We start from the raw sequence: 25,602 nt of genomic DNA, 5'->3' as shown, positions 1-25,602 counted from the left end.
GCTGTCAACTAATTTTATGCCTTAGACTTCACAGGTTTTTAAAACCTGTGAAGTCTATTTAAAAATAAAAGCTCAATAAATCATTTAGCAGTTAGTATTTACAAATGTTTATATGGTGACACAACTTTTGAAGGTGCATTCAAATTCAATTTGAAAATTTTATGTAAATTTTGACTTTTTTAAAGATATGGCTGAACTGATAAATATTGAGGAATTAAACGAGCAACTTCAGCTCAAACCAAGATTTAAAGTTGAAGTTGCTGATATCAATATTCATAACCGTCTATCTGTACCACTAGAAGGTGATTTATTTCAGAAAGTAGAAATCAAACGTTTAGATGATCACATTTGGTTGTCTATTATAAAAGCTGACAGAACGTATTATTCGCCACGTTTGCATATCGAAATTGAACAAAAAGAAAAGGTTTGCATTTTACATTGCACCTTTGGTCCAGACCCGAATTTGTGGACTATGTTTATGTTTGTTCACTTCTTTTTAGGGTTGTCTTTTATGGCATTACTCGTGTGGCTTTATACAAATATAACATTAGATAACACCAATACTATCGTTTACATTTTAATGTCTCTAATTGCTTTATCCTGGATATTCCTTTATATTTTCGCTCGACAAAACCGGCAAAAAGCAGCTCCACAATCCAAACAGTTACTCAAAGCTTTTTCCAAACTGATTCGTTAGCTATTATCATAACCAAACCGCTTAAGCTGATTTGGATTGCTACGCCAGTTTTTATTTACTTTTACGAAAGTTTCCAGGTGAATTTTCTTGTCAAAAAACTTCTCAAGATCTTTCCTGGCTTCGGTTCCAACGCGTTTTATCGCTGATCCTTTATGACCTAAAATAATGGCTTTTTGAGATTCGCGTTCTACCATAATTACACTTCTTATATGAATAATTGAATCGGATTCTTCAAAGCTTTCGGTTTCCACCTCAACACTGTAAGGAATTTCCTTCTTGTAGTGCATCAGTATTTTTTCTCTGATTTTTTCATTGACGAAAAATCGCTCAGGCTTATCGGTGAGTTGATCCTTCGGATAAAAGGGAGGCGATTCTGGCAGAAGCTCCAAAATACGATTAAAAACCTCTGCTACTCCAAAGTTTTCTAATGCTGAGATTGCGAAAATTTCAGCATCCGGAAGTTGTTCCTCCCAGTGTTTTTGTTGTTCTAAAAGCAAATCTTCGTTTCCTTTGTCTATTTTATTCAGAAGTAATAAGACAGGCATTTCTGCATGTTGAAGTTTTTGAAAAAAAGCTTCATCTTTCAATGCCTTTTCTCCAAGTTCTACCAGATAAAGAAGAACATCTGCATCCTGAAAAGCAGATTTTACAAAATCCATCATAGAATTCTGTAATTCATAAGCAGGTTTTAATATTCCGGGAGTGTCGCTAAATACCATTTGAAAATCTTCACCATTTACAATGCCAAGTATTCTATGGCGAGTGGTCTGCGCTTTGTTGGTTATAATGGAAAGTTTTTCTCCAACAAAAGAATTCATCAGCGTAGATTTACCAACGTTTGGATTCCCTATAATATTAACAAATCCTGCTTTATGTGTTTTAGTTTCGATAGTTATTGATTTAAATTTATACAAAAATAAGAAATTCATTTCAACCAAAGGTCTCCAAACTTAGCTTGAAATCTTATATTTGCTTAAAACCAGAAACTATGAAAAAGCTATGTATTGCCATAGTGCTATTTTGTTCTATAAATGCATATTCTCAAACTGAATCTTCATTCTCTTACACAAAATTTCACGAGCCGAAACTTAACCTTGGATACCTTATATTAGGAAACTTTGACGTGACTTACGAACATCTGCTTAGCGAAGAATCTGGTATTGGCGTTAATCTCATGGTCCCTTTTGATGATTATATAGACTGGAACATCAACTATAATCTTACTGGTTACTATAGATTTTACTTCGGAGAGCATTACGCCGATGGATTTTTTGGTGAAGTTTTTGCCAACCTCAATAGTGTACAAGACACGATTGAACTGGATGGTGGAAGCAGAGATGAAGACATCACTGATCTTGCTTTGGGATTAAGCGGTGGCTATAAATTAGTTTCTGACGGCGGTGTTGTTTTAGAAGTATTTCTTGGTGGTGGACGAAACTTGTTTAGCGAATATAATTCTGAACGTGATTTTGATTTCGTTTTGAGAGCTGGTCTAAACGTCGGATACAGATTTTAATTTAAACTGATAAAACTTGAGCCAAACCGATTTTCAAAAAAATTCTAAAATCTTTAATCTTCTTTTTGAAGGAATTTCAGAAGGAATAATAGTAGTAGACGAAACCCAACATATTGTTGAAGTGAATTCTGCTACAGAAGCTATGTTTGGGTATGAAAAAGGTGAGCTTATACAGCAACACCTTGATGTCTTGATTCCAAAAAACTACAGACCTAACCACCAGCATCACGTGGATAAGTTTATAGAAAATTCAGAAAAACGCCAGATGGGTCATGGCAGAAATCTCCACGGTCTAAAGAAGAGCGGTGAGATTTTTCCTGTGGAAGCAGGGCTAAATCCTTTTCAATATGAAGGCAGGCGATACGTTATGTCTTTGATAAGTAATATCTCACAAAGGGAAACTCAAAAACGTCAGATAGAAGAACTCAATAAAGACCTGGAACGCAAAATTGAACAGCGTACCGAAGAATTAAAAACAACCATCCAAAAATTACAAAATCTCAATTCTAAGCTGGAGAGTGAAGTGCATAAAAGAAAACAAGCAGAAACCAAAACCAAAAAAGCATTACAGAAAGAAATTGAACTCAACGAACTTAAGACCAAGTTTTTATCCTTGGTATCACATGAGTTTAAAACCCCTCTAAGCGGCATATTGACCTCCTCTACTTTGGCCAAAAAGTACACAGAAACTGATCAGCAAGACAAAAGAGAGAAACACCTAAACACCATAAAAAATAAAGTGCATTACCTCACTGGAATTCTAAATGATTTTCTATCTATCGAGCGTTTAGAGTCTGGTAAAGTCACTTATAAATACGAACAATTCAGCCTGATTACTCTTGTAAACGAAGTCATTTACAACGCCAATGTTACTTTAAAAGATGGACAGGAAATCGTTTACCCGCAAAACCTTCAAGACATCAGCTTAAGACAAGACAAGCATGTTTTAGAATTGATTTTATCCAATTTATTGAATAATGCCATCAAATATTCATCAGAAGACACCTCTATTTATTTTGAAGTGGATTCCTCTGAAGCCAACTTGATTAAATTCAGAATAAAAGATGAAGGCATAGGCATTCCAAAAGAAGATCAAAAGCATATTTTTGAAAGGTATTTTAGAGCAGAAAATGCTTTGAATAATCAAGGAACTGGTATTGGATTGAACATCGCTAAAGTTCATCTTGAAAACTTAAATGGCTATATTTGTTTTGAGTCGATAGAAGGAAAAGGCACAACGTTTTATATAGAAATACCAAAAGTCCATGAGTAAAAAGATTTTATTAATTGAAGATGATAAAACTGTAAGAGAAAATACGGCTGAACTTCTTGAATTGTCAAATTATCAGGTAGAAACAGCTTCTAACGGTAAAATTGGGGTGAAAAAAGCTCCGGTCTTTTTTCCGGATGTCATTGTTTGTGATATTATGATGCCAGAAATGGATGGCTATGAAGTTTTAGATAGATTGTCTAAAAATGAAACTCTAAAAAAAATTCCTTTCATTTTTTTATCTGCAAAAACCGATCATAAAGATGTAAGAAAAGGGATGAATCTTGGGGCTGATGATTATCTCACCAAACCTTTCGAAGAAGATGAATTGATAGATGCCATAGAAAGCAGATTGGCAAAATCAGATATTTTAAGTTCCAGCGAAAACAATCAAAAACCAATATCCAGACTTCAATCTTTTAAAGCTTTGAAAGATGTTTTTAGAAAAGAAATGTTGAAAACCTTTGAAGCTGGTGAACATATTTTTAAAAGCGGTCAAGCTTCAAATTCAATTTACCTTATCGATAAAGGTGTAGTCAAGACTTATAAGCTGGAGGAGAATGGTAAAGAATTAATCACAGCGATACACAAAGTAGATGACATTTTTGGTGACGTGAGCTTCACAAAGCAATCTAGTAATTCAGAATTTGCATCAGCCCTTGAAGATACTTCTCTCTATGAAGTTTCTATTGACAGAGTAAAAGCTCTCTTTAATGAGCATCCACAGGTGATGTTTGAATTTATAGACCAGCTTGGAGAACACTTGAGCGAGAGCAAATCTCAACTCATGGACATGGCATACAGTTCTGTAAGAAAAAAAACAGCCCAGAGCATTTTGTTATTCTCTGAACGTTTGAAAAAAAATAAACTCAGTCAAATCCGTATTTCCAGAGCAGATCTTGCTGCTGTCGCTGGCATTGCTTCTGAAAGTTTAATCAGAACACTTTCGACCTTCAAAAAAGAGGGAATTATCGATGTGGAGGGCAGAAACATCAAGATAAATGATTTTGAAGCTCTAGAGCGAATCGTTTAAATTTAAGTAATAAATACAATAAAAGAGAATCTGATTTTTATCATATTTTAAATTTGATTCTGCATATACTTTTGCAGTCATAGGACTTTATCTATGAATGTAGTATTGCTATCTGATTTTTCATCATTATCCACGCATATGTTGGATTATGCTGCGATGCTATTCAAAAATCAAGACGTTAACTTCACAATTTTACACTTAGAGTCGTCCTGCCAAAAAGAGAGCTTGAATAAAAATCACAGTATTATTTTTAATCAGAAGCTAAAAAAAGATCGAAAGTTTCTTGAATCAAAGGGTTTTGATAAGAAAAATATTCAGACAAAATTGATAGTGGGGCCATATATAGAAAGCATTCGGCACGTTATCATTAAGGAGCAAATAAGCCTGATCATGCTTGGTAATTCTAGCAAAGAAATCTTCAGTACAGGATTGTTTTTTGATAAAAAAACCTTGGAAATTATTACTAAGGTGAAATGCTCTGTAGTCTTGGTTCCTGAACAGGCTCATCTGGAACTACCAAAGACCGCCTTATTACCTACAGATTTTTCAATCACTTCTGAATATAGTATTTTCAATATTTTAAATCTTTTACCTTTCGTAAAGCAAACAAATCTTTCCCTTCTATCAACAGGCCACAACAAAACACTAGGCCCCAACAGAAAGCAGTCTAAAGATTTGATTTACAGAGCCATCAACTCTTTAGAGTTTAAAAACATAGAAGAGATTAATTACGGGTCTAAAGTCATTGGTATCAAAGAATTTGACATAATCATGGTCATGGCTAAAAACCTGAGCATTTTTCAAGATTTATTCAGCACCTCTCGCCCCTTTTTGAATAGCTTAGAAGCACCTGTTCTCTTTTTGCATGACTCAAAGAAGCTTTAAAATTTAGGATTAGTTTAGACTATTTTATGTAATTTCAATTTTCTAATCACTCTGGAATGAAAACTTTCTTTCGATACATTTTTACAATTCTTTTATTAGTAATAATTGGTTTTTTTGTTGCCAATTTCTTTGTTTCAGAAAAAATTAAAACTCTCTTAGCGGAAGAACCTTCCCTATCCTACTCAAATCTCAATTTGAATCTATTGACAGGGAGCTTTGATTTTGAGCAAATCAAGTTTAAGGATGCAGATAAAGAAGTCAAGATCAAAGAAATCTACCTTACCATTGACCTGATTCATTACCTACTTAATAAGGAAATAAAAGTCGGAGATTTTGACGCTAAAGAACTGGAAATAAAACTGATGCTGTCTTCAGAACCAAAAACGAATGAACGAATGTCTTTTGAAATTTCAGCTATCGAAAAAATTAACCTTAACGATGCAAGTATAAGTTTTGTAGATGAAAATAAAACTATTTTTAAAGCATCTAAGTTAAATCTAAAGGCCGAAAATGTCAATTGGCCACTGGATGAAAATTATGAATGGCTAGGCAATGAGACTCTGCAGATCGATGCAAAAGATTTGAGGTATACTATGGATACCTTACATGATTTAACATCTGAATCTTTTGCCTTTACAAACCAGTCGTTGTCATTTACAAATTTTTCTATTGAACCAAAATTCACAAGAAACAGCTACGTAAACCACATTCAAACTGAAAAAGATTTGGTGGATTTAAAATCTAAATCCATCAAAATTTCCAGATTTAAACTTCAAAAGAAGGATAGTTTACTTCATGTTTCATCAAATAAAATTGAAATTGACTCTACAGATTTTTCTATTTACAGGGATAAAACAGTTGCAGATGACAACACCTACAAACCACTATATAGCCAAGCCTTGAGAGAACTTAGTTTGCAGCTTGCAGTAGATTCTTTACTGATTTCAGAACTTGACATCACTTACCAGGAATTAATAAAACAAAACAGAGAACCTGCAGAAATCAAATTTAACGCTATACATGGGGAGGTTTTAAACATTCACAACTCGCTTGATGCTAAACAATCAGATATAAAAGTTTCAGCTAAAGCAGAGTTTTCTAAAGCTTCTGAAATTGTCTTCAAGTTAAATTTCGTTCCAGATCATGAACAATTTTACCTGTCAACCCGCTTAAAACAAGTTGAGGATAAATCTATTAATGGCTTTTTTGCAGCAGCAATGAGAATGGAAATGGATGGAAAAATCGACGAAATAAAAACCTCTGTTTATGGCAACAATACTGAAATGAATGGAGACTTTAGCATTGCCTATGAAAAATTAAAATTGAACATTCTTAAAAGAGATGGTTCAAAAAATAATTTTGCAAGCTTACTTAGCAATGCCTTACTGAAGAATAATGATGTTGATGAAACATACCAATTAGAAAATATTGAAAGAGATACTACAAAATCATTTTGGAATTACCTTTGGACATTTCACTTACAAGGACTTAAAAAGTCTTTGCTATAGTTTCTGCAAAAGCTTTTTCATACTCTAAAGTTTTATAAACAGTTCTACCTTCTATAGAAACAGGCATTTTATTAAATATTTTGGAAATTTTTCAGTGAAATATCTTCATGATTAACCAAGCCTTGAGGATGATCACCGCTTATTCCCATATTTTAGTGATTTATAAGTTGAGAGTGAGGTTTGAGCAGGTCAACAGTAAATTTTACTGTCGAATGTCATGGTAGTTTGAGCAGTAATTTAATGAGAGTCACCCGCTCGTTGAGAAAAAAATAATGAAACAAGCATCCTTTTCATGGTTATAAATTTAAACTTTAACTAGATAACTTGGTATTATAAAAAAACAGGCTCTTTTATAACTGATAAATTATTATTACATTTGCAAAGTTTTGAATATGAGGGGACAAATTAGTCCCCTCTTTTTATAAGTATAGGATGGCTTTAGAGAAAGAGCAAATTTTGACCTTGGTAAGAGAAGGTCTGGAAGAAGATAAAAGTCTATTTCTTATCGATTTACAAATTTCTGGCGGTAATAATATCAAAGTAATAATTGATGGTGACAGAGATTTATCCATTTCAGATTGTGTGAATATAAGCAGAGCTATCGAACACAATCTGGATAGAGAAATTGAAGATTTCTCATTGGAAGTTGCATCGTGTGGGGCTACGGAACCTTTAATCTACCCTAGACAATATCAGAAAAATGTAGGGAGGAAATTAGCTGTAGTCACTAAAGAAGAAAAGATTGAGGCAGATTTAGTTGGGGTTGAAGAAGGCAAAATACACCTGAAATGGACTGCGAAAGAGCCAAAGCCAGTTGGCAAAGGCAAGCATAAAGTACAAAAAGAGACAAAAATAGCTTTCGAAGATATCGAGAAAGCTCAAGTTATAATAAATTTTAACAAATAAAGATATTATGGAAAATATCGATTTGATCAACTCATTTTCGGAATTTAAGGATGACAAATTAATTGATCGGGTAACTTTAATGGCAATCCTTGAAGACGTCTTCAGAAATGCCTTAAAAAAGAAATTTGGACAAGATGACAATTTTGATATTATCATCAACCCGGATAAAGGTGATTTAGAAATCTGGAGGAACAGAATTGTTGTAAATGATGGTGAAGTAGAAGATGAAAATAAAGAAATCTCACTTGCTGATGCTAGGAAGATTGAACCCGATTTTGAAGTTGGAGAAGACGTATCTGAAGAAGTAAAACTTTTTCAATTGGGTCGAAGAGCGATTTTAGCTTTAAGACAAAATCTGATTTCTAAAATCCATGAACATGATAGTACCAATACCTTTAAATACTTTCAAGATTTAATAGGAGAAATATATACCGCAGAAGTTCATCACGTAAGACACAATGTAGTGATCTTGCTTGACGATGATGGTAATGAGCTTATCATCCCTAAAGAACATCAAATCCCTGCAGACTTCTACAGAAAAGGAGATAGCGTGAGAGGTGTTATCGATAAGGTAGAGCTAAAAGGCAATAAGCCTGTTATCATACTATCTAGAACATCACCAATTTTTCTGGAGAAACTGTTTGAACAAGAAATCCCAGAGGTTTTTGATGGATTGATTACGGTTAAAAATGCTGTGAGAATTCCTGGAGAAAAGGCTAAGGTAGCAGTAGACACCTATGATGACAGGATAGATCCTGTAGGCGCCTGTGTTGGGATGAAAGGATCTCGTATTCATAGTATCGTAAGAGAATTGGGGAATGAAAACATAGATGTCATCAACTATACCAACAACCCACAACTTTACATTCAGCGAGCTTTAAGTCCAGCCAAAATTGTCAACATAAAACTTGACGAAGAAAAGAAATATGCTGAAGTCACTTTAAAACCTGAAGAAGTATCCAAGGCTATTGGCCGAGGAGGACATAACATCAGACTCGCCGGTCAGTTAACTGGTTTCAACATTGAAGTCTTTAGAGATGGTATTGAGGAAGAAGATGTCGAATTAACAGAATTCAAAGATGAAATCGAAGACTGGGTCATCAAAGAATTTAGCAGAATAGGTTTGGATACTGCCAAAAGTATCTTAGAATTAGAAGTAAGCGATCTCGTAAGAAGAACTGATTTGGAAGAAGAAACGGTTCAGAACGTGATCAAAATTTTAAAAGAAGAGTTTGAAGAATAGATTATTTAAACTCATCTTTGTAACATTATATAAGAGGTAATATTAGAGGCAATTTATGGCTGAATCAAAACAAACAAGATTAAATAAAGTACTGAGAGAATTTAATATTTCACTGGATCGTGCTGTGGAATATTTGAATACTCAAGGTTACGAAATTGAAGCAAGACCTACCACTAAAATTTCTTCGGAAGTTTATGGGGTTTTATCAGACAAATTTGAAACTGATAAAAGCAAGAAAGTAGCTTCCAAAGAAGTGAGCGAAGAGCGCAAAAAAGAGAAGGAGGAGTTGCGTCTTGCCAGAGAACAGGAACTTGAAAAGAAAAAAGAAGACGAAGCCAGAAGAGAGCGAGAAGCAGAAGAAAATAAAAAGAAGGCTCAAGAAGCTGCAAAAGCCAAGGAAGAAGAGGAAAAGTCTAAAGCTGAAGAATCCAAGAAAGCAAAGCAGCAACAAGAAGAAACTATTAGGTCTAAGTCCAAGATTTCCGGTTTGAAACAAGTGGGAAAAATTGAACTTCAAGATGATAGGAAAAACAAATCCGATAGCAAAAAATCATCAGATAAACCTGAAAAGTCTTCAAAACCTGCTAAGCCAACTTCAAAAGAAACTCCAAAAAAGGTTGAAGAAAAACCTGAAACGAAGAAAACAGAAGAAGAAAAAACTCCAGAAGAAGTTAAGCACCAAACTCAGTACACCAAACTTTCTGGACCAAACTTTACCGGTGAAAAAATTGATTTAAATCAATTCAAGAAAACACCAACCAAAAAAGAAAAAGAGAAGGAAAAAGAAAAAGAAGCAGCGTCCAAGCGAAGAAAACGCAGACGCATTTCTAAAACTAACACTTCTCCTGGCGCAAATAAACCTAACTTCAAAAAAGGTGGTGCAAAACCTTCTTCCAGAAGAGGTGCTAAAGCAGCTCCAAAAGAAGACCCTACTCCCGAAGAAGTCCAAAAACAAGTAAGAGAAACCTTAGAAAAACTTCAAGGCAGATCTTCTGGTAAAAAAGGAGCAAAATATAGACGAGACAAAAGAGATCAACACAAACAACGTTCTCAAGATGATCTCGATCAACAAGAAAAAGAAAGTAAAGTCTTAAAGGTTACAGAATTTGTAAGTGTCAATGAAATTGCCACCATGATGGATGTACCTGTGACTAAAATTATATCGGCCTGTATGTCTTTGGGCATGATGGTGACTATGAACCAACGTTTGGATGCAGAAACCTTAAGTGTAGTTGCAGAAGAATTTGGTTTTGATGTTGAATTCGTAAGTGCAGAAGTTGAAGACAATACAGAAGTTATCGAAGAAAATCCGGAAGACCTTAAACCACGCGCCCCTATCGTAACAGTGATGGGACACGTTGACCATGGTAAAACGTCTTTATTGGATTACATAAGACAAGAAAATGTGATTGCAGGTGAGTCGGGTGGCATAACTCAACACATCGGTGCCTACGGTGTTCAAATTGCAACCGGAGAAACTATTTCGTTCCTTGACACACCTGGACACGAAGCGTTTACAGCGATGAGAGCAAGGGGTGCACAAGTCACCGATATTGCAATTATTGTGATTGCTGCAGATGATGATGTGATGCCTCAAACAAAAGAAGCTATTTCTCACGCACAAGCGGCAGGAGTGCCAATTGTATTTGCAATTAATAAAGTAGATTTACCTACTGCTAATGTTGAAAGGGTTAAACAATCTTTAGCCAGCATGAATCTTCTAGTGGAAGATTGGGGTGGTAAAATTCAATCCCAAGAGATTTCAGCAAAAGAAGGTACTGGAATTCCAGAATTATTGGAAAAAGTATTGCTAGAAGCTGAATTACTAGATCTGAAGGCAAACCCAGACCGTCTTGCAAAAGGTAGTGTGGTGGAAGCGTTCTTAGATAAAGGTAGGGGCTATGTGTCCACAATTTTGGTACAGGCGGGTACTTTAAAGATTGGTGATTACGTCTTAGCCGGAACTACCAGTGGTAAGATAAAAGCCATGCAGGATGAGAGAGGTAATAAAGTGAAAGAAGCAGGCCCTTCTACTCCTGTCTCCATACTTGGACTTGACGGTGCACCACAAGCTGGTGATACCTTCCAGGTCATGCAGGACGAACGTGAAGCAAAAGATATAGCGTCTAAGCGAAATCAACTTCAAAGAGAACAAAGTGTACGAACTCAAAAGCATATTACGCTTGATGAGATTGGTAGACGTATCGCTCTTGGAGACTTTAAAGAATTGAACATAATCCTGAAAGCAGATGTGGATGGTTCTGTAGAAGCCTTAACCGACAGTTTACAAAAACTTTCTACTGAAGAAATTCAGGTGAATATTATCCACAGAGGTGTAGGAGCCATTACTGAAAGTGATGTCCTTCTCGCCTCAGCTTCTGAAGCAGTCATAATCGGATTTAACGTAAGGCCTGCAGGAAATGCAAGAACACTTGCCGATAATGAAGAAATCGACATCAGAATGTATTCTATCATCTATGATGCTATCAACGACATCAAAGATGCGATGGAAGGCATGCTGTCTCCAGAACTGAAAGAAGAAATTACGGGTACAGCAGAAATCAGAGAAACTTTCAAGATTTCTAAAATTGGAACAATCGCTGGTTGTATGGTATTGACAGGTAAAATTTACAGAAACTCTGGAATTCGACTCATCCGTGACGGTATCGTCATTCACACAGGAACACTGACTTCTCTAAAACGTTTCAAAGACGATGTGAAGGAGGTTTCCAAAGGATACGATTGTGGTATGCAGTTGAAAAACTACAACGACATTCAGGAAGGAGATATTCTTGAGGCATACCAGGAAGTGGAAGTTAAGAAAAAACTTAAATAGATTATATCACTTATATTAAAAAGCTCTACAATTAAAATTGTAGAGCTTTTTCGATTTTAATAATTTAAATTAAGGTTAAGTTACCAATGAGAAAATAAAAATGAATTTATTTCTGGTTTTACTTATCTATATTCGCTTCACCAAAAAATAAACTGAATCATTGATGAATTCAAATCTCAACAATATGAAGTTAGTTAAAACTAATACTTCAAAGTTTAAACTTCTAATAACTATTTGTTTAATAGCTCTGCTGCAAAGCTGTCAGTCTTCTCAAAATATGAGCAGGATTGACTCTTCCGAAGATTCTCGGGTTATCCCGGCAGATTATGAGTATTCAGACAAAGGGACATTTAAGATCTTGTCCTGGAATGTAGAGCATTTTGTGGACGGGTATGACGATCCTTATATTGATTCTTTTAGAGAAAACAACCCTTACCCACAAATGGACAATAAAGTCGCTTATTTGGTTGAAGCACTAAAAAAAACTGATGCTGATATTGTAGTGCTACAGGAGTTTGAAAGCACGAAGTTTTTGCGAGAAATAGCTGAAGAGCACTTGAAGGGAATGGGATATAAATTTTTCGCAAGCGCTCCCAGTGATGGCTGGTATATGAATGTTGTGTTGATGAGTAAGGTTCCTTTAGGTGTTCTTTATGCTTATGGGAATGTCACTACACCAGTAGTTGACTATACCAACGAAGAAGGGCTTTCTGAAACACAAAATAATCTGAACACGAGAATGTGGTCTTTAGAGGTTTACCCTTCAGGAGATTACAACTTTATCTTAACCGGTCTTCATCTAAAAGCCGGACGTGGAGATCGAAACGAATCCATGAGGTTGGGGCAAATTAATTTCTTAAAAAACCAATTTTCGCGTTTCATCAAAATGAATGCATCTCAAAACCTATTAATTGCAGGAGACTTAAACTCTACTTTAGGAAGTAAGGAAATTGAAGCTTTAAAACGAGGAGAAACTGAAGCCAAAAAATTCTACGATCCCTTGCCTGAAGATGTTCTTACGCATCCATCAGATAATCATTCTCGAAGATTAGATTACGTCTTATTTAATGGCAATATGCAACAGGAATACTTAAAAGGTTCGGCTGGCATACCAGAACTGTTAGATGATGAAAAAATGAGAACACTAAGCGATCATCTACCACTGGTCATTGAATTTCAAAAAGAGGATCAATAATCAAATTAGGATTCAGCATTAATTTTTGATCATCTTCTGGTAGGCATAACAGCAAATTACAAACCTCTTAAAACTAGTTTTAAGAGGTTTGTATATTTATCTAAATGGAGTAATCAAATCCTCAAACTTATAAGTTTATAACCATAATATCAAAAACAAAAAAGACCGACCTCAATTAAGAAATCGGTTTGTTTTGTGTTGGCCTACCCAAGCCCATAAAATTGGTCTGACAGGTAGGGCTCCACTCGACTAAGCTTGGGACATCTCGAAACTTCAGGAATCGCCCTTAAAACTTTTCATTCAAAAACAAAAAAACCGACCTCAATTAAGAAATCGGTTTGTTTTGTGTTGGCCTACCCAGCCCATAAAATTGGTCTGACAGGTAGGGCTCCACTCGACTAAGCTTGGGACATCTCGAAACTTCAGGAATCGCCCTTAAAACTTTTCATTCAAAAACAAAAAAACCGACCTCAATTAAGAAATCGGTTTGTTTTGTGTTGGCCTACTAGGGCTCGAACCTAGACTCTTCTGGACCAAAACCAGATGTGTTGCCAGTTACACCATAGGCCAATAATTATTGGAGTGCAAATATAAAACTTACTTTTATATGACCAAGCCCTTTTTAAAAATTATTCATGAAAAAAGTAAGTTTAATCTAAAGCCTTATTTGACTTAGCAAATAATAATCAAAACCAGGCGTTTGTAAGATTTCATAATTGTTTATTTTCGTCCAAAATTTTTAGTTCAATGACAAAGCACGCCTTCTCACTTTGGAACAAACTATTAGGTTGGTTTGCCTTTTTAGTAGCCTTCATTACATATTATCTTACTGCAGAACCTACCGCTAGCTTTTGGGATGCAGGTGAGTATATATCCACCTCTGCAAAACTACAGGTAGGACACCCTCCGGGCGCTCCTTTTTATCAAATTTTCGGCGCTTTCTTTTCCATGTTTGCTTCAGATGAAAGTCAGATTGCCTTTATGGTCAATCTCATGTCTGGTGTAGCAAGTGCTTTTGCAATACTGTTCATGTTTTGGTCCATCACTTTATTACTAAAAAAACTGACAAAAACCATTGAAGTCAGATCTCAGGCTTCAGATATGGCCATCTTAGCCAGCAGTTTAGTTGGCGCTCTTACTTTCACCTTTACAGATAGTTTTTGGTTTAGCGCTGTAGAAGCAGAAGTTTATGCCATGGCCGCTTGTCTTATGGCCGCGATGTTCTACGTCGGATTGCTATGGGAAAGAGACATGCATAAGCCCAGAGGAAATCGCTGGTTGATTTTAATTTGCCTGATTATCGGCTTGTCTTTTGGCGTGCATTTTATGGGGCTACTTACCATTCCGGCCATCGGTTTTTTATATTACTTCAAGAATTATAAAACAATCACTGTCAAGAACTTTGTAATTGCCAACTTGGTTGTGATAGGTATTTTACTGTTTATCTTTAAACTCCTCCTGCCCTATTCACTCACCTTTTTCGCCAAGATGGAGGTGTTTTTTGTCAATAGCATTGGACTGCCCTTCAACTCTGGAACCATCATCGCTGGATTAATCGTTATCGCTGGATTCTATTTTGGTTTGAAATACACAAGGCGAAAAAATTATATCCATATCAATACAGTTTTGCTTTGCATTTTGTTTGTGTTTATAGGCTTTTCGAGCTGGATCATGCTTCCTATCCGCGCCAATGCAGGAACAGTCATCAATGAAAACGATCCCAGTAGTGCTCAGCAACTTCTAGCCTACTATAATCGTGACCAATATCCAGAAACACACTTATTCTACGGACCTCAGTTTACTGAAATTTTTGCTGGTTTAGATCCAGACAATCCTTATCTGGACGACGATGCTATCTATGAAAAGGATGAAGCGAAAGGCGAATATGTGATCATCAACGATTTTAAAAATGCAAAGCAAAACTCCGACGCTAAGCATAAAACGTTTTTACCAAGAATGTGGAGTACGCAACATGCGTCCAATTATATGATGTTTACAGGGCCTTTGGAGTTTTCAATAAAACCAGAGTACCGAGGAGAACAGGAATTGAATTCCATAGTCAATACGTTTAGAGAAGATTTCAGAAAAGGTGAGGTGTCTTCAGATGGTTATATCAGCTTTTTAAAGCAGTTCAACCAATACTTAGATATTCAAAAACCGTCGACTGCTTCCAATTTCAATTACCTCTTAGAGTTTCAAATGGGGTATATGTATTGGAGGTATTTCATGTGGAATTTTGCAGGAAGACAAAACGATAATCAAGGAAAGTACACCAATTTTGATGGAAATTGGCTGAGTGGAATTGATTTTATTGACGAAAACAGATTGGGTAGTCAGGAAAACCTTCCTTCTGATTTAGCTGAGAATAAAGCACGAAATACCTATTATTTCTTACCATTAATCTTAGGATTGATAGGTCTGTTCTTTCATGCGTCCAAAGATGTAAAACGCTTTTGGGTGCTTACCGTCTTTTTCTTATTCACAGGAATAGCACTGAAGATTTACCTCAACGAACGCCCCTTTGAACCCAGGGAAAGAGATTATGCCCTTGTAGGCTCATTCTATGTATTTGCGATTTGGATTGGATTGGGCGTTTATGCCATTTTCCATTATCTAAAAAGGTACATCACTCCAAAATTAGTAGCACCGCTCGTAGGATTGGTATGTCTACTTTGCGTTCCTGTTTTGATGGCTTCCGAAAACTGGGATGATCATGACCGTTCAGGAAAATACACGACTTTATCTATGGCCAAAAAGTATCTGGATTCTGTAGATGAAGATGCCATTCTCTTCACCATTGGTGATAACGATACCTTTGCGTTATGGTATGCTCAGGAAATTGAAGGCTATAGAACCGACGTCAGAACGATTAACACCAGTCTTTTTGCAACCGATTGGTATATTGACCAGATGAGAAAAAAAGCTTATGAAAGCGAACCCATTGAAACTACTTTAAAACACGATGACTATAAATACGGAACCAACGATGCGGTTTGGTATCAAGCAGACCCACGGATAAGTGATACACTGGTGATAGATAAATTCATTCAGTATATCAAAAGTGATAACGAAACCACTAAAGCCGAACTGCAAAGCGGACAGGTCATCAACACCTTTCCAACCAAAAACATCAGAGTTCCTGTTGATAAACAGAAAATATTACAAAATGGAATTGTAAAACCGGAAAATGCTGATTTGATTGTCCCTTATATCGATATCAATCTTGAGGATAATTTGATCTACAAGCCCAACCTGATGATGCTGGATTTACTTGCCAATAACGATTGGGAAAGACCTATTTACTTCACAGGAGGAAGTTTTAGAGATGAAGATTACCTCTGGATGAAGGATTACCTTCAACTGGAAGGAGTGACGTATAAGCTCGTCCCTATCAAAACTCCTGTTAACCCTAACAACCCTTTTGACATGGGGCGTATCGACGAAGATAAAATGTACGATATCGTTATGGATTGGGAATGGGGAAATAGCGGTAGCGGTGACATTTATCACGATCCGGAAACCCGTAAAAATGCCATTACCTATAGAAGCAATCTCGCTCGTTTGGTAGAAAAACTGATTAAAGAAAACAAGTATGACAAGGCAGAAGATATTCTTGACTTGGGCATGAAACACATTCCTGTCAAATACTACCAATATTACCAATTGGTTGAACCATTTATCACAGGGTATTATCAAATTAATAAACCTGAAAAAGCCAGGGAAGTGTGGAAGCAAGTCGCAACCAATTACCAGGAATGGCTTGACTATTACGCAGGCATGACTTATGAAAATCAAATTGCCAATGCAGATGAGATTTTTACTGAAATCGAGAAATATAGAAGCTTAGTCGATATCCTAATCATTCAGCAAGACACTGAAATGGTGAAAGAAAAAGCAGCTGAATTTAACTCCTACTTAGAAAAATTCAGTCATTTTTATCAGGATTCAGAGTCTGAAGATGTAGACCAGGACTTATTAGATGAACTCAATCAGAAAGATATGGAACAGGTTAAAAAGGAAAGCGATAGCACTAGTTTATTATCACCAGATCAAATTCCAAATGAATAGATAGATGTGAACTCCACTGACTTTCTGAAACCACTATTTCCAAAACGCGTTTGGAGCATCTCTACTCAGGAAAAAGAGATGTTCCTCACGTTTGATGATGGGCCCATCCCCGAAATTACGCCCTGGGTTTTAGAAACCTTAAAAAAATATAAGGCAAAAGCCACCTTCTTTTGCATTGGAGATAACATTAGAAAACATCCTGAACTATTCAAACAAATCCTTTCTGAAGGCCATGCTGTAGGTAATCACACCTTTTATCATAGCAACGGTTGGAAGACCTCGGCTATGGAGTATTTAAAAGATATAAAGTTGTGTCAGGATGAAATGCGATCAAATTCAGCTCAATCCAACCTCTTTCGGCCACCTTACGGCAAGTGCACCTCTTCGCAGGCCCGGGGCATTTTAAAAGATCATCAGCACATCGTCATGTGGGATATCATCAGCAAAGATTATTCTGAAAAAGTCTCCAAAGAACACTGTTTTAGTCGAATCCAAAATCGAGTAAAACCGGGCAGCATCATTGTCTTTCACGACAGTTTAAAAGCGGAAACCAACATGAAATACGCTTTAGAGAAAACCCTGGAGACGTTTAGTGATTATAAGTTTAAAACGATTGAACTTTAAAAAATTTTAATTAAACTCTTTGTACTGGTGCGAGCTTCTCGCTCGTACCAAACACCATTCACAAAATCTTAAAATTAAATCTATCTTTAAATCAATTTAGTATGTATTATATAGACCAACAAGCTATAGTTCACGAGCGAGACGCTCGCGCTAGCTTCGGTATATTATATATTTAATACAAAAAAATAAGCCATGGATTTAAAAAGCTACATAACAGAAATTCAAGAAAAACGTCAACCTGAATTAAACCCATTTACAATTGAAGAATTAGTAAACCGAATAGAACAGTCAGAATTAAATTTTAAAAACGGTAAATTTAAAAGTCAAAAAGAATTAGAAAAAATTTCTGCAAACTGGTAAACACCTCTGGTGCGAGCCTGCTTGCGTTGCTAGCAAAGGCAGGCGTCTCGCTCGAACCAAACATTAAGTTTTCAAGCAATTTTTACAACAATCTAACAAACAAACCTTCGTCTGTTTTATCAACGGTAGCCTGATCTTTACTTCTAAGGCCTTTTACAGCTTTATCCCATTTTTTGTTACTCAACTCAGATTTGGATTTTAGACTCTCCAATTCTTGTGGCGATTCCTGTTTTAGTAATTCCAAAACTACTTTTTCCTCCTCGGTGAGCTCAACTTTTTTCTTCTCTGGTCGCATTTGCGGGAAGAACAAGACTTCCTGAATAGACGGATTATCCGTCAGGAACATGATCAATCTGTCCATACCAATACCTAAACCAGAGGTTGGCGGCATTCCGTATTCCAAAGCTCTTAAGAAATCATAATCGATAAACTCAGTGGCTTCGTCGTCGCCTTTTTTAGCCAGCTTCAACTGATCTTCAAAACGTTCACGCTGGTCAATAGGATCATTTAACTCTGAATAGGCATTGGCGATTTCCTTACCACAGACCATCAGTTCAAATCGCTCGGTCAAGTCTGGATTATTTCTGTGTTCTTTACACAACGGACTCATTTCCTTGGGATAGTCGATGATAAACGTTGGTTCTATAAAATTACCCTCACATTTCTCACCAAAAATCTCATCGATTAACTTCCCTTTTCCCATGGTTTCATCCACTTCCAAGCCCATGTCCAAAGCTGCTGTTCTTAGCTCAGCTTCAGACTTGCCGGTAATATCAAACCCTGTATATTCTATAATGGCATCGGTCATGGTCACACGTTTGTAAGGTGCTTTAAAGTCCACGTGATGCTCTTTAAACTTGGCTTTGGTTGTTCCATTCACCTGCAGTGCACAATGCTCCAGCAAATTCTCGGTAAACTTCATCATCCAGTTATAATCCTTGTAAGACACATAAATTTCCATCGCTGTAAACTCGGGATTGTGCGTTCTGTCCATGCCTTCATTTCTGAAGTTTTTAGAAAACTCATACACCCCGTCAAAGCCACCGACGATCAAGCGTTTTAGATATAGTTCATTCGCGATTCTCAAATACAACGGAATATCCAGAGCATTGTGATGGGTGATAAACGGACGGGCCGCTGCACCACCAGGAATGGACTGCAGAATTGGCGTTTCCACCTCCATATAACCTTCAGCATTAAAGAAATTCCGCATCGCTGTAAACAAAGCCGATCGTTTTTTGAAAATTTCTTTTACATCAGGATTCACAGCCAAATCGGCATAACGCTGTCTATAGCGCTGCTCAGCATCATGAAACCCATCATATTCGTTGCCTTCTCTATCTTTTTTAGGAAGCGGTAGCGGTTTTAAAGCTTTACTCAACAGTTGAAAATCCAACACTTTTATGGTTTTCTCACCGACCTGAGTTGTAAACAACTCTCCTTCTATCCCAATAAAATCACCGATATCCAGCAATTTTTTATAGACCTCATTGTACAGAGTTTTGTCTTCCCCCGTACAAATCTCATCGCGGTTAAAGTACACCTGAATGCGACCTTCCCCATCCTGCAACTCAGCAAAAGAGGCTTTTCCCTGGATTCTTCGCGAGACCAAACGACCAGCAACCACCACCTTTTCGCCATCTTCAAACTTTTCCCTTATCTGTTTAGATGTGTGGGAATAATCAAATTGAGCTGCGGGATAAGGATCGATGCCCATTTCCCTAAGAGTAGCCAGTTTATCTCGCCTTACGCGTTCTTGTTCTGATAATTGCATGAGTCTGTAATTTTTTCTAAAGCCGCAAAGATAGCGACAATCCAACAATATCTTTTATAATCCTAAGATTAAACCCCTAAGATTTTAAGAAATGTTCTTAGTTTTCTATTTTTTTTATTTCTTCTGAATTTGATGAACGTCAACTTGACGCTTTTAGATCTCCAGCTCTATGTTTTCAGCACACTTTAATGAAACGTACTTGGTGAGGAGATTGGTCTGAAGGATTTGAAGTGGCTTAAGAGATTAATTGAAATCAATCATTAGATTTATTTTCTATTTAATTGATTTTGGTGGCGGTGCCCTGAAAATCTCAATCTGTCCAAAAACAGAATGTCAGGGCTACGCTCTTCGAATTCTGTAATGCCTGTTTTCTATGAAGATATCAGGACTAACGCTCCTATTTGAAAAATGTTTTGAAAATTAAAACACAAAAGCCTCAAAGAGAATTAAAGCAAGAAGATTTTGAGGCAGCGCCCACTCCTCTTTATAACTCAATACATGGGAATAAATGAAGGGGCAGCACTCTGGAATCTCATATCTGCCCATAAACAAAATGTCAGGGCTACGCCCTTCGAATTTTATGATGCCCATTTTCCATGGAGATACCAGAGCTACGCCCCTTTTCAAGAAATGAATTATACTTTTCACTAAAAAAGCTAAAACTATCTGTATACCAACAGTAAAGTCAGTCATCGAATAAAATAATTGCAAGAGGATTTCCTTTTAGTCTTCTTATTACTTTTTCATCAAAACCTTCAGTCTTGCTCTCATCATCAATTATCATATTTAAACTCCAGTCTTCACGCTCAACGGACGGAGGTATAGGCCTTCTCAAAACCTAGAAGCTGGATATCGCTAAGCTGTACAGCAAACGAAAGCAAATTCAAAAAAAATAAAAAACACAATCCGGCCTTTTAAAGCAGGAAAACTTCTTATTTCAGCGACTTAATAAAAGGAGCTATGCCCTCCATCCCTTCATTAGTCAGTCGGCGGATAAACTCAGAGCCGATGATGCAACCGCTGGTATGTCGGCTGGCCTGCTCAAAGCTAAACGCATCTTTAATGCCAAAACCAACCATTAAGTTGTTGTTCAGATTCATGTCGGAGATACGTTTGAAATAAGACATGGCCTCTTCGCCAAACCCCTGCTCACCCCCTGTGGTACTGGAAGAACTGACCATATACACAAAACTATCGCCCAAATCGTCGATGGTTTTGATGCGCTCTACTGTAGTTTCTGGAGTGATAAGCGGCACAAATTTGAGTCCGTGGGTCTCAAAAAGGGCTTTGTAATCTCTTTCAAAAATATCGATAGGCAAATCGGGCATGATGATGCCATCAACACCGATAGCTTCACATTCCTTACAAAAGTCCTCCACCCCAAATTGTAGCATGGCATTGAAATAGCCCATCACAATCAAAGGAATATCTACCTCATCGCGAATACCCTGTAACTGCTTAAATAATTTCTGAGTACTCATGCCGTTTCGCAAAGCCTGTTCTGAGCTTTTTTGAATCACAGGCCCATCCGCCAAGGGATCGCTGTAAGGCAAACCGATTTCGATCACATCGGTTCCTGCCTCTGCAAGGCGTTTAATGACTTCAGTGGTGTCTTCCAGCTGCGGGTAACCCGCCGTGAAGTAAATGGAAATCAGTTTTTTATCTTGAGCTAAGGCTTTATTTATTCTGTTCATAGGTTTTAGTTTTGTATCGCTAGGTAATTATATTAGAAGTAAAAATCACTTATTAATTATCGTTTTTTTGTCACCTTTTAAAGTGTATTCTTACCACGGAGTCACGGAGGACACTAAGGTTTAAACTATCTTATCTTTTTTCTTTGTTCTTTGTTTCTTGCTCTTGACTTTTTACAGATCAACAACTATTGTATTTGAAATCATCTCTAGTTCTCGATACAATCCCAACAAAACGGTCGGGATTACTCGAACTGACATCTTGTTCTTTGCTCCATGTTCTGTGTTCTTTTCTTATCACAGGGTCACGGAGAACACTAAGGTTTAAGCTATCTTTTTTCTATGTTCTTTACTCTTTGTTCTATAGTCTTTGTTCTATTTTTATCACTATCAGGTAACATAGACAAAACCTTAATACCCAAAATACTTCCTATACGTCTCCAGATCTTTATCTCCACGTCCCGAGCAGTTAAACACCAGCACATCGTCTTCCTTGAAATCCAGATATTTGAAAATCGCAAAGGCGTGAGCCGTTTCTATAGCCGGAATAATACCTTCCATTCGGCTCAGTTCCAGACCAGCTGCCATAGCTTCGGCATCGGTGATCGATACAAATTTACCACGACCTGTTTTGAATAAGTGCGCATGCAAAGGTCCAATACCCGGATAATCCAATCCTGCGGAAATGGAATACGGCTCGGTGATTTGCCCGTCGGTGTTTTGCATCAGCAGCGTTTTACTGCCATGAATAATCCCTTCGCGTCCCAAAATTGTAGTGGCGGCAGATTCATTTGTTTCAACTCCTTTACCTGAAGCTTCCACACCGATGATGCCTACTTCTTCGTGATCCATGAAATCTGCAAAAAGACCAGCGGCATTACTCCCACCACCTACACAGGCGATCACATAATCTGGCAGTTCACGACCTTCTTTTTCCAGCATCTGAGCTTTGACTTCTTTGGAAATCACACTCTGCAACTCCGTGACCATATCCGGATAAGGATGCGGGCCTACCACAGAACCGATGATGTAATGCGTGTCCTTCGGATGGTTGATCCAGTCGCGAATCGCTTCATTCGTCGCATCCTTTAGCGTTTTACTTCCAGATTCAGCTGGAACTACTTTGGCACCCAGCATTTTCATGCGGGCTACGTTTGGCGCCTGGCGCTCGATATCGACGGCCCCCATGTACACAATACATTCCAGACCCATCAGTGCACAAACCGTTGCTGTCGCAACGCCATGCTGTCCTGCACCTGTTTCGGCGATGATGCGGTGCTTTCCTAGCGCTTTGGCCAGAAGAATTTGGCCTACCGTATTGTTGATTTTGTGAGCACCCGTGTGACACAAGTCTTCTCGCTTCAGATAGATTTTAGTCTTATACTTTTCGCTCAAATTTTCAGCCAGATATAGTGGCGTAGGTCGGCCAACATAGTCCTTCAAAAGGCTTTTGAACTGCTTCTGAAAATCATCCGTCCCTATAATTTGCTTATAGTTTTGTCTTAATTCTTCGACATTGGGATACAGTAGTTCCGGGATATAGGCCCCGCCAAAATCTCCATAAAATCCCTTTTCACTCACACTATACTTACTCATAGGTTCTAAGGTTTTGTAAAAATTCGTGTATTAAATTTGTATTTTTAAGACCGGGTTCATCTTCAAACCCTGAATTGACATCAACGCCCGCAATCAGGCCGTCTTTATATAACTGACTCACTTGTTCCGCATCTACCGGCCCAATGCCCCCGCTGAGCATCACGGGTTTTGAAAAATTCTGCTGCTTCAGCAACTGCCAGTCAAATTTCTGACCTGTGCCTCCGCGATACTGACCTTTGGTATCCAGCAAATAGCCGTCAACAGCAGAGCAATAGGCTTCAACGCCTTTAAAATCTGAAGCAGATTTTATCGAAAACACCTTCCATAAATCAATCTCAGCCTGCCCTGTATTTTCTAGTGCCGTTTTGAGCTCCAGACAAAAATCGGGGGTTTCATCCCCGTGTAACTGAATCACCTGTAATCCGAATTGATTTACCTTCTCCACAATGAGAGCAATGTCCTCATTCACAAACACCCCTACTTTCTGAATTCGGCCGGGAAGCTCTTCAGGAGTTTCTGCAAAACGCGGAGACTTTTTATAGAAAATAAAACCCATATAATCGATGTCCGACTCGGCAAGCGCCTTAATATTTTCGGGATGCTTCATCCCACAGACTTTTACTTTCATAAATTATTTGTATTGTGTTCTGAGGCGTTTTGTTTCATAAAAAACTCTCCTACCAGAACGCCGTTAAAGCCCTGCTGAATCAATTTCTCGATCGTTGCCGTGTCCTGAATCCCGCTCTCTGAGATTTTCAACAATTCTGAAGGCAGATGTGGCAACATATCCAGTCCCTGCTGAATATCCACTTCAAAAGTTCTTAAGTTCCGGTTATTGACCCCGATGAGATCGATATGCTTTGGAGCTAGTTTTTCAATTTCTTCAGCTTCGTGAATTTCAAACAGAATTTCCAAACCTAAGTCATGCGCTAAAACTGACAGCTCCTCCAGTTTTTCTGAAGGTAAAGCGTTAGCGATGAGCAAAATCGCATCTGCACCATAAGCTTTGGCTTCATAAATTTGATAGGCATCCACCGTAAAGTCTTTACGAAGTATAGGTAAGTTACACACCGACTTAGCCAGTTGCAGATCCTCCAAGCTTCCTCCAAAATAGCGCTGATTGGTCAACACCGACATTCCGGCTGCCCCCATTTGTTCATAGCTTTGCGCGATTTCCATCACATCAGCCCTCAGGTTTATCGTTTCTTTACTGGGCGAACGTCTTTTGAATTCAGCGATAATTCCTTGTTCTGATTTTGCCACTGCCTGCTTTAAGCTGCGTGTTGGGCTTGAAAACTCAGGAAAAGACGTCAAGACCTCGACTGGCATTTTCTGTTTTTTGAGGTTGACGACCAATTGTTGGTAACCTATAATTTCTTCTAAAATCCTTTTCATGACTGACTTATGGTTTTTAGTTGATTTAATACTTCTAAGGCTTTTCCGCCTTTCAAAATACTTTTTGCTTCCTTGAAAGCCTCTTCTACCCCAATAGATTTTGCTGTGGAAAAAGCCGTGGCCGCATTGGCACACACCACATTGTTTTGGGCTTCAGTTCCTTTACCTCTTAAAATTTGATAAAAAATATCGGCGGCACTTTCTACGGTGTTACCTCCATAAATCTCTTCTTTGGTAACTGGCAAAACGCCGAAATCTCGTGCAGACAAAAACATTTCTTTTGATTTGGTCACGCACTTGGTTTTGGCAGTCAGAGAAACCTCATCATACCGATTGAGGTCATGCAGAATGCAGTAAGTCTTATCGGTTTTCTGATACAAATAATGGTATTTTCTCAAGAGCTCCAGATCGTAAACACCTACCAGTTGTAAGTCGGGTTTAGCTGGATTGACCATAGGCCCGAGCATATTGAAAAAGGTTTTTAAAGCTAAAGACTTCCGAATGGGTGCTACATTTTTCATCGCCGGATGAAATAATGGTGCGTGTAAAATTGCAATATTAGCCTGATCGAGACAACGATCTAAAAAGCCTTGTTCACTCGAGAATTTAACACCCATCGCTTCCAAGACATTAGAACTTCCACTCACAGAAGACACGCCGTAGTTCCCGTGCTTGGCGACTTTTACACCCATAGCTGCCACTACAAAAGAAGCCGCCGTGGAGACGTTGAACGTGTTCTGACCATCACCGCCTGTTCCGCATAAATCCATAACGGTTTCACCTTTGAAATCAACAGGAATGCAAAGCTCTAAAAGCGCATCCCGAAAGCCTTCCAGCTCTTCTACGCTGATGCTACGCATCATAAACACGGTCAAAAAAGAGGCGATTTGAAGGTCACTAAACTCCCCATTTGAGATTTGAAGCAACACCCCCCTGGCTTCTTCCTTGGAAAGTTGTTCCTGCTGTATAAGGCGATTAAGTATATCTTTCATAGTAAAATTGCGT

Annotated in this window: 20 protein-coding genes and 1 tRNA gene; 13 read left to right on the top strand and 8 right to left on the bottom strand. The window is 37.7% G+C overall.

What is annotated here, in order from left to right:
* Positions 1-187 precede the first annotated feature (187 nt).
* The gene (locus tag LB450_RS04500; protein ID WP_224486667.1) at positions 188-697 is read left to right on the top strand and encodes a hypothetical protein; all 510 of its coding nucleotides are present in this window, start codon (positions 188-190) and stop codon (positions 695-697) included.
* On the opposite strand, the gene era is transcribed toward LB450_RS04500, so the two are convergent.
* Positions 694-1,626, bottom strand: a complete 933-nt coding sequence (gene era / locus LB450_RS04495) for a GTPase Era (RefSeq protein WP_224486666.1) — start codon at positions 1,624-1,626, stop codon at positions 694-696. The two genes, LB450_RS04500 and era, sit on opposite strands and share 4 nt — an antisense overlap.
* Positions 1,627-1,685: 59 nt before the next feature.
* Here era and LB450_RS04490 point away from each other — a divergent pair, with 59 nt between their 5' ends.
* From LB450_RS04490 to LB450_RS04450, 9 genes are all read left to right on the top strand, one after another.
* Complete coding sequence (locus LB450_RS04490; protein WP_224486665.1) at positions 1,686-2,213, top strand: hypothetical protein; 528 nt, start codon at positions 1,686-1,688, stop codon at positions 2,211-2,213.
* 16 nt (positions 2,214-2,229) lie between these two features.
* Entirely contained in the window at positions 2,230-3,486 is a 1,257-nt protein-coding gene (locus LB450_RS04485) for a PAS domain-containing sensor histidine kinase (RefSeq protein ID WP_224486664.1), read from the top strand.
* A complete protein-coding gene (locus LB450_RS04480) occupies positions 3,479-4,516 on the top strand; it encodes a response regulator (protein WP_224486663.1) in 1,038 nt (345 codons plus the stop codon). Before LB450_RS04485 ends, LB450_RS04480 begins: the two co-directional genes overlap by 8 nt.
* Before the next feature lie 93 nt (positions 4,517-4,609).
* Entirely contained in the window at positions 4,610-5,401 is a 792-nt protein-coding gene (locus tag LB450_RS04475; protein WP_224486662.1) for a universal stress protein, read from the top strand.
* 56 nt (positions 5,402-5,457) lie between these two features.
* Positions 5,458-6,909 (top strand): AsmA family protein, encoded by a 1,452-nt coding sequence (locus LB450_RS04470; protein ID WP_224486661.1) that lies wholly within the window; start codon positions 5,458-5,460, stop codon positions 6,907-6,909.
* A 432-nt stretch (positions 6,910-7,341) separates the two neighbouring features.
* Positions 7,342-7,815 carry a ribosome assembly cofactor RimP gene (gene rimP, locus LB450_RS04465; RefSeq protein WP_224486660.1) on the top strand — a complete coding sequence of 158 codons (474 nt, stop codon included), beginning with the start codon at positions 7,342-7,344 and terminating at the stop codon, positions 7,813-7,815.
* A 7-nt stretch (positions 7,816-7,822) separates the two neighbouring features.
* The gene (nusA, locus tag LB450_RS04460; RefSeq protein WP_224486659.1) at positions 7,823-9,058 is read left to right on the top strand and encodes a transcription termination factor NusA; all 1,236 of its coding nucleotides are present in this window, start codon (positions 7,823-7,825) and stop codon (positions 9,056-9,058) included.
* 55 nt (positions 9,059-9,113) lie between these two features.
* Positions 9,114-11,894, top strand: a complete 2,781-nt coding sequence (gene infB, locus LB450_RS04455) for a translation initiation factor IF-2 (RefSeq protein WP_224486658.1) — start codon at positions 9,114-9,116, stop codon at positions 11,892-11,894.
* Between the two features lie 277 nt (positions 11,895-12,171).
* Complete coding sequence (locus LB450_RS04450) at positions 12,172-13,089, top strand: endonuclease/exonuclease/phosphatase family protein (RefSeq protein WP_224486657.1); 918 nt, start codon at positions 12,172-12,174, stop codon at positions 13,087-13,089.
* A 497-nt stretch (positions 13,090-13,586) separates the two neighbouring features.
* Here LB450_RS04450 and LB450_RS04445 read toward each other — a convergent pair.
* Positions 13,587-13,659: transfer RNA gene (locus tag LB450_RS04445), tRNA-Gln, on the bottom strand.
* 177 nt (positions 13,660-13,836) lie between these two features.
* On the opposite strand from LB450_RS04445, the gene LB450_RS04440 reads away from it, so the two are divergent.
* The 3 genes from LB450_RS04440 (at position 13,837) to LB450_RS04430 (ending at position 18,141) form a co-directional block, all read left to right on the top strand.
* The gene (locus tag LB450_RS04440; RefSeq protein WP_224486656.1) at positions 13,837-17,157 is read left to right on the top strand and encodes a glycosyltransferase family 117 protein; all 3,321 of its coding nucleotides are present in this window, start codon (positions 13,837-13,839) and stop codon (positions 17,155-17,157) included.
* A 6-nt stretch (positions 17,158-17,163) separates the two neighbouring features.
* Positions 17,164-17,781 (top strand): polysaccharide deacetylase family protein, encoded by a 618-nt coding sequence (locus tag LB450_RS04435; RefSeq protein WP_224486655.1) that lies wholly within the window; start codon positions 17,164-17,166, stop codon positions 17,779-17,781.
* A 192-nt stretch (positions 17,782-17,973) separates the two neighbouring features.
* Complete coding sequence (locus LB450_RS04430; protein WP_224486654.1) at positions 17,974-18,141, top strand: hypothetical protein; 168 nt, start codon at positions 17,974-17,976, stop codon at positions 18,139-18,141.
* Between the two features lie 82 nt (positions 18,142-18,223).
* Here LB450_RS04430 and lysS read toward each other — a convergent pair whose 3' ends face one another.
* The 6 genes from lysS to trpD form a co-directional block, all read right to left on the bottom strand.
* Positions 18,224-19,915 (bottom strand): lysine--tRNA ligase, encoded by a 1,692-nt coding sequence (gene lysS, locus LB450_RS04425; RefSeq protein ID WP_224486653.1) that lies wholly within the window; start codon positions 19,913-19,915, stop codon positions 18,224-18,226.
* A 932-nt stretch (positions 19,916-20,847) separates the two neighbouring features.
* Positions 20,848-21,609: a tryptophan synthase subunit alpha gene (gene trpA, locus LB450_RS04420; protein ID WP_224486652.1), complete on the bottom strand. Its 762-nt coding sequence runs from the start codon at positions 21,607-21,609 to the stop codon at positions 20,848-20,850.
* Between the two features lie 408 nt (positions 21,610-22,017).
* The gene (trpB, locus tag LB450_RS04415; RefSeq protein WP_224486651.1) at positions 22,018-23,202 is read right to left on the bottom strand and encodes a tryptophan synthase subunit beta; all 1,185 of its coding nucleotides are present in this window, start codon (positions 23,200-23,202) and stop codon (positions 22,018-22,020) included.
* On the bottom strand, positions 23,195-23,830 hold the full coding sequence (locus tag LB450_RS04410; RefSeq protein WP_224486650.1) for a phosphoribosylanthranilate isomerase: 636 nt from the start codon (positions 23,828-23,830) through the stop codon (positions 23,195-23,197). The genes trpB and LB450_RS04410 overlap by 8 nt, the downstream gene beginning before the upstream one ends.
* The gene (trpC, locus tag LB450_RS04405) at positions 23,827-24,597 is read right to left on the bottom strand and encodes an indole-3-glycerol phosphate synthase TrpC (protein WP_224486649.1); all 771 of its coding nucleotides are present in this window, start codon (positions 24,595-24,597) and stop codon (positions 23,827-23,829) included. Before trpC ends, LB450_RS04410 begins: the two co-directional genes overlap by 4 nt.
* The gene (trpD, locus tag LB450_RS04400) at positions 24,594-25,589 is read right to left on the bottom strand and encodes an anthranilate phosphoribosyltransferase (RefSeq protein ID WP_224486648.1); all 996 of its coding nucleotides are present in this window, start codon (positions 25,587-25,589) and stop codon (positions 24,594-24,596) included. The genes trpC and trpD overlap by 4 nt, the downstream gene beginning before the upstream one ends.
* Positions 25,590-25,602 lie beyond the last annotated feature (13 nt).

It is taken from the genome of Psychroflexus curvus (assembly GCF_020164585.1).
GTDB classification, from domain to species: Bacteria; Bacteroidota; Bacteroidia; order Flavobacteriales; family Flavobacteriaceae; genus Psychroflexus; species Psychroflexus curvus.
Note: the sequence above shows the minus strand (reverse complement) of the source record. Positions and strands in the feature narration are given on the sequence as shown.